Here is a 6,201-nt window from a genome sequence, read left to right as displayed (position 1 = left end):
GCTAAGCCTCGGAGCGCCGATGGTACTGCAGGGGGGACCCTGTGGGAGAGTAGGACGCCGCCGAACAATTCTTGAGAGAAGCCCCGCCCGGGGACCCCGGGCGGGGCTTCTCGCATTTCCGGGTAGGAGGAGCGCGGGGTACGTCAGCCCGGAGGGGCCGGAGTTCTGCGGTCCGTTCCAGCTGCTCGTACTGCTCTTTGAACGTCGTACCGCCGAGGGCGGGGTGTCGGATGGCCGTGGCCAGGGCGGGCAGCAGGGTAAGTGCCTCGGTCCGCAGGGCGAAGGGCAGCACCGACAGCACGTCGGTTGCCTGGAGAGCGGCCGCTCGGCACCGGGCCCGGGGATGGTGCTGCGGTTCGCCGGGTCGCTGGAGCTCCCGCTGCAGGCACGCGACGCGCTGCTGACGACCGGTTCTGCGCCGGAGTTCGCTGGGCGGGGACGTGTGAGGCTCGCCGAGCAGCTGCGGGAGGCGGTCAGAGCCGGCCGGCGGCCTTGAGGGCGAGGTAGGTGTCGGCGAGAGCCGGGGGCAGGGCTGCGGGCGGTGCGTCCAGGACGGTGACGCCGTGTCGGATGAGGCCCTCGGCGGTGCGGCGGCGGTCGGCCCGGGTCTGCTCGGCGGCGGCCGCGCCGTAGACGGCGTCCAGGGTGCCGCGGGCCGTCGCCAGTTCGTCCAGCCGGGGGTCGGCGACGGAGGCCAGCACGACCTCGTGGCGCTTGGTCAGCAGGGGCAGCTGGGGGAGCAGTCCGTCCTCGGTGGCGCCCGCGTCGAGTCCGGTCAGCAGGACGATCAGCGAGCGGTGCGGGGACATCCGCAGCGCGGCGGCGGTGAGTGCGCGCAGGTCGGTCTCGACGAGTGCGGGCTCCAGGGTGGTCATCGCGTCGGTGAAGGCGGGCAGCACCTCGGCGGCGGAGCGGCCGACGACGGCGGCGCGGCGGACCCGGTCGTGGGCGAGCAGGTCGACCCGGTCGCCGGCCTTGGTGGCGAGGGCGGTGAGCAGCAGCGCGGCGTCGAGCGCGGCGTCCAGGCGGGGGGCGTCGCCGACGCGTCCGGCGGAGCCGCGGCCGGTGTCGAGGACGATCAGGATGTGCCGATCGCGTTCGGGGCGCCAGGTGCGGACGGCGACGGTGTTGCGGCGGGCGCTGGCCCGCCAGTCGATGGAGCGTACGTCGTCGCCGGGCAGGTACTCGCGCAGCGAGTCGAACTCGGTGCCCTGGCCGCGGGTCAGGACGGAGGTGCGGCCGTCGAGTTCGCGCAGCCGGGCGAGCCGGGAGGGCAGGTGCTTGCGGCTGGCGAACGGCGGCAGGGCGCGGACCGTCCACGGCACCTGGTGGGCGCCCTGGCGGCCGGCCAGGCCGAGCGGGCCGAGCGAACGGACCGTCACCCGGTGGGCCCGGTGGTCGCCGCGCCGGGTCGGGCCGAGGACGGTGGTGAGGCGGCGCCGCTCGCCGGCCGGGACGGTGACGGTGTGCCGGGAGTTCGCCCAGGAGGTGCCGGGGTGCCAGGCGGACGGTGCCCAGGCGTCCCTGACGAGGGCACGCAGCGGCCTGCCCGAGGGGTTGGTGACGGAGAGCCGGACCTCGGCGCTCTCGCCGGTCCGGACCCGGGTGTCGCCGTCGCGGGTCAGCTGCAGGGAGCGGACGGGCGCGGCGAGCACCAGGTCGGCGGCAACGGCCAGCAGGAGCAGCAGGGTGACGGTGCCGATGCCCGCCCAGGAGGGGGCGACCAGGCCGACGGCGAGCGCGCCGAGCGCGGCGAGCAGGGCGGTGCGGCCGGTCAGGGCCATGGGCGGGACTCCTCGGGGTGTGCTGGGGTGCGGGTCGGGCCGGTCAGCGCGGGGCGGGCGTCTGCGACAGCACGGCCTGGATCACCGAGTCGGCGGTGGTGCCCTCCATCTCGGCCTCGGCGCGCAGCTGGATGCGGTGCCGCAGGGTCGGCAGGGCGAGCGCCTTGACGTCGTCGGGGGTGACGTAGTCGCGGCCGGCCAGCCAGGCCCAGGCGCGGGAGGTGCCGAGCAGGGCGGTGGCGCCGCGCGGGGAGACGCCGATCGACAGCGACGGGGACTGCCGGGTGGCCCGGCACAGGTCGACGATGTAGGCGAGCACCTCGGGGGCGACGGTGACCTTGGCGATCTCCTGGCGGGCCGCGGCGAGGTGGGCCGGGCCGGCGACCGGGCGGACGCCGGCGGCGGCCAGGTCGCGCGGGTCGAAGCCGGCCGCGTGCCGGGCGAGCACCTGGTACTCCTGCTCGCGGTTGGGCAGCGGCAGGACCAGCTTGAGCAGGAAGCGGTCGAGCTGGGCCTCGGGCAGCGGGTAGGTGCCCTCGTACTCGACCGGGTTCTGGGTGGCGGCGACGAGGAAGGGCTCGGGCAGCGGGCGGGGCTCGCCGTCGACGGTGACCTGGCGCTCCTCCATGGCCTCCAGCAGCGAGGCCTGGGTCTTCGGCGGGGTGCGGTTGATCTCGTCGGCGAGCAGCAGGTTGGTGAAGACCGGACCGGGCTGGAAGGAGAACTCGGCGGTGCGGGCGTCGTAGACGAGGGAGCCGGTGACGTCGCCGGGCATCAGGTCGGGGGTGAACTGGATGCGCTTGGTCCCCAGGCTGAGCGCGGTGGAGAGGGTCCGGACCAGCAGGGTCTTGGCGACGCCGGGGACGCCCTCCAGCAGCACGTGGCCGCCGCAGAGCAGGGCGACGACCAGGCCGGTGACGGCGGCGTCCTGGCCGACCACGGCCTTGCCGATCTCGTCGCGCAGCGCGGTGAGCGCGGTGCGGGCGTCGACCTCGGCGGGGCCGGGGACGGCGTCGGCGGGCGCGCCGGTCTTGGTGAGGGTCGTGCTGGCAGCGGGCTGCTCGGTCACGGCTGTCGTACCTGCCTTTCCAGGGCGTCGAGGTCGTCGGAGAGCCGCAGCAGCGCGGCGTCGTCGGCGGGCGGCCCGCCGTACAGCAGTGCCTGCAGGTCGCCGGACGGGCGGCCGAGGCGGCCGGCGGCGGCCGCGCAGAGGGCGGCCGGGTCGGGCTCCCCGGCGGCGACCGGGACGCCGAGCACGGGGGCGAGCCGGTGCCGGGCGGCGCGGCGCAGCGCGTCGGCGGCGTGGCCGCGGGCGTTCGCCCGACGGTAGAGGCGGGCGCGGCCCTCGGTGGTCTCCGCGGCGCGGACCACGACCGGCAGCTCCTCGGAGACCACCGGGCCGAGCCTGCGGGCCCGCCAGGCGGCGGCGAGGGCGGCGGCGAGGAACAGTTGCAGGCCGGCCCAGCGCCAGCCGTCCGGGACGTGGTCGAGGAGGCTGCGGCGGTCGGCGGTGGCCGGGGTGCCGGTGCCGGTGTAGTCGGGGAGGTACCAGACCAGGTGTGGGCGGGAGCCGAGCAGGCCGAGGGTGAGCGAGGCGTTGCCGTCCGAGGCGAGGTGCCGGTTGGTGAGCGGCCGGTCGGTGCCGAGGACGGCGGTCTGCCGGCCGGTCGGGTCGGTGTGCAGGACGACGGCGGGCCGGCCGTGGCGCGGGTAGCAGGCGGTGTCGTCCGGGCCCGGGAGGTACAGCAGGCCGCCGAGTTCGGCGCTGCCGGCCCGGGTCGCCTCGGGGAGCCCGCAGGCGGGTGCGGTGGACTGCTCGGCGGCGTAGTCGGGCAGCCCGTCGGTGGCGGGTGCGGTGCGGACGCCGGGCGCGAGGGCGGTCAGCTGGGCGTCGTCCGGGGCGAGCAGGACGAGCCGGCCGCCGGGGCCGCGGGCGGCGGCCAGCCGGTCGACGGCGGCGGGGTCGAGCAGGTACGGGTCGGGCAGCACCACGGTGGTGTCGGGGGCGGCGAGCGCGGCGGCCAGTTCGGACTCGCCGGAGGCGGTGCGGACGTCGACGCCCTGCCGCTCCAGCAGGCGGACGAGGGCCCGGGCGCCGTTCGGGTCGGGGGAGCGCGGGTCGAGCGGCGGCCAGGTGCTGGCGCCGCCGAGGCCGCCGACGAGCAGGCCGACCAGGACCAGCAGGGCGGCGGCCAGAAGGTACCAGCGGGCGCGGCGCCAGCGCCGGCGGACCGGCACGGCGAGGCTCGTCGCCGGGGCCGGGGCCGGGGCCGGGGCGGGTGCGGGCGGTGCGGTGGTCATGCGGCGGCTCCGCCGGTCGGGACGAGCACCGGGCGGGCCGCGCCGAGGGCGCGGTCGAGCGCGAGCAGGCCCTCGTAGGCGGCCCGGTCGGCGGTGCGCTCGCCGTACACGATGTCGTCGAAGGTGCGGGCGGCTGCGGCGAGGGCCGCGGCCTGGCCGGGCAGGGCGCGACCGGCCTCGGCGGCGGCCTCGTCGGCCGTCCGGCCGGGCCGGACGTCGAGCACCGTCCGCTCCTCCAGGGCCCGGACCAGGGCGCGCATCTGCTCGCGGACGGCCTGCGGCCAGTCCCCGGCGGCGGCGCGGGCGGCGGCCTCGGCGCGGTGCTGGTCGGCGGTGCGCGGGCCGCGGTGCGCGAACAGCGCCGCGCCGGTGCGAGCCTCGCGGCGCGGCGCGCCGAGCCGCCACCAGACGGCGGCGACCACGACGGCGACCAGCAGCAGGGCCAGCACCACGCCGGTCCCGCTGCCCGCCACGGACTCGCCGACCTTCCCGAACAGCCGGCCGATCTGCTCGTCCAGCCAGGCCTCGGCGCGCTGCACCAGGCTCGGATCGTGCCGGTGGTAGGCCGGGTTCAGCAGCTCGTCGCGGGCGGCGTCCCGGGCCGGCCCGCGCGGCACGGTGACCGGAGCGCCGTCCGCGAGGACGCGCACGGGCGCGCCCCCCACCCCCCAGTACGGCATCGGCTCAGACCCCGGGGGGAGTCGGCTGCCCGGACCAGCCCGCCGAGCCGTACTCGGGCAGGCCGGCGGCGCGGGCCAGCTCGATGTCCAGGGCCTCGCGGCGGATCCGCTGGTCGATGTAGAGCAGCACGTTGACGGCCGCGCCGAGCGGGATGGTGAAGGTCGCGACGATGGTGCCGCCGATCGCGACGATCAGCAGGCCGAGCGGCGGCAGTGCGACCGACATCGGGTTGTCGGCGTTGCCGACGAAGTCGCCGGAGACCAGCATCGCGGCGATCGAGAACGGCGTGAGGATCATGCTGGAGGCGATGAACATCAGCACCCGGGTGAGCACGTTGATGCCGAAGAGCCGCCACCACGAGCCGCGCACCAGCCGCCGGGAGCGGGACATCGCGGCGAGCACGCCCTGCCGCTCCAGGACGAGCGCGGGCGCGGCGAGGCTGAGCCCGATCGTCAGCCAGAGCGCCAGCGGCAGGGCCGCCAGCAGCAGGATCAGGCCGAGCCCGAGCAGCGGTTCGTTGACGTCGTCGACGATCCCCGCCACCAGCAGTGCGAAGCCCGGGACGAACGGTGCGGCGGCGATCAGCCCGGTCAGCAGGGTGAGGCCGGTCAGTGCCGCGAGCCGCGGCCGGGCGGTCTGCCAGGCCTCCCGCAGGGTCACCGGCTGCCCCAGCACGGCCTTGCTCACCACCATGGTCAGCATGCCGATCGCGACGACGCCGACCAGCACCTCCAGCGGCACCGGGGCGAGCAGCGCCACGACCTCGGTGAGGTCGCCGGGCTGCTCGTAGGCCCAGAACTGGCCGAGGGCCGACAACAGCTGCTGCAGGGCGGCCAGCCCGAGCGAGAGGCCGAGGGCGGTGCGCCAGTGCCTGCGCACCGTGGTGACCGCGCCGTCGAGGATCTCGCCGACGCCGAGCGGACGCAGCGGGACGACGCCGGGCTTGGGGCTCAGCGGGGCGCCCCAACCGCCGTACTGGCCCGGGCCGCCGCCGTACGGGCCCGGGCCGCCGGGAGCGGCGCCGTAGTGGCCCGGACCGGGTGCGTCACCGCTCTGGCCCTGGTGGGGAATGCTGCCGTACGCTCCGCCGTACGGACCGGGACCGCCCGCGGCGTCGCCGACGGCGCCGGACGGTGGACCGGCCGGCGGCCGGACGTCGTCACGGGGCGGTTCGGGCGAACCGGGCGATGCCCAGCCCGGGGTGTCGGTCATCAAGGCTCCTTGTCCTACGGTCCGCGGGCTTCGTGGCCCCGGGCCCGGACGTCCGGGTCGGTCGGACCGGGTACGGCGTACGGCCGGATTCCGCTGCTGCGCCGCCCATCGTGCCATGGTGGCGGCAACGGCCCCAGGGGTATCCCGTTGCTGATCGACAACGGTCGGTGCGCACGGCCCCGGCCCGCCGTCCGGCGGTGCCCCGCCGGGTCGCGGGAGCACC

5 protein-coding genes are annotated in these 6,201 nt (G+C 77.1%); all 5 read right to left on the bottom strand.

The genetic code is table 11. From position 1 onward, the window contains the following. Positions 1-473 precede the first annotated feature (473 nt). The gene (locus tag AB0442_RS15280) at positions 474-1,784 is read right to left on the bottom strand and encodes a DUF58 domain-containing protein (RefSeq protein ID WP_366163124.1); all 1,311 of its coding nucleotides are present in this window, start codon (positions 1,782-1,784) and stop codon (positions 474-476) included. Positions 1,785-1,827: 43 nt separating this feature from the next. Beyond that, positions 1,828-2,748, bottom strand: coding sequence for a MoxR family ATPase (locus tag AB0442_RS15275; RefSeq protein ID WP_366163142.1), 921 nt, complete (start codon positions 2,746-2,748; stop codon positions 1,828-1,830). A 101-nt stretch (positions 2,749-2,849) separates the two neighbouring features. Further along, the gene (locus AB0442_RS15270; RefSeq protein WP_366163122.1) at positions 2,850-4,085 is read right to left on the bottom strand and encodes a DUF4350 domain-containing protein; all 1,236 of its coding nucleotides are present in this window, start codon (positions 4,083-4,085) and stop codon (positions 2,850-2,852) included. Beyond that, positions 4,082-4,735, bottom strand: coding sequence for a DUF4129 domain-containing protein (locus AB0442_RS15265; protein WP_366163120.1), 654 nt, complete (start codon positions 4,733-4,735; stop codon positions 4,082-4,084). Before AB0442_RS15265 ends, AB0442_RS15270 begins: the two co-directional genes overlap by 4 nt. 34 nt (positions 4,736-4,769) lie before the next feature. Further along, positions 4,770-5,978, bottom strand: a complete 1,209-nt coding sequence (locus tag AB0442_RS15260; protein ID WP_363545253.1) for a hypothetical protein — start codon at positions 5,976-5,978, stop codon at positions 4,770-4,772. Between the last annotated feature and the right edge of the window lie 223 nt (positions 5,979-6,201).

Source organism: Kitasatospora sp. NPDC085895 (genome assembly GCF_040702125.1).
Classification (GTDB): domain Bacteria; phylum Actinomycetota; class Actinomycetes; order Streptomycetales; family Streptomycetaceae; genus Kitasatospora; species Kitasatospora arboriphila.
This window is presented reverse-complemented; position numbering and strand designations above follow the sequence as displayed.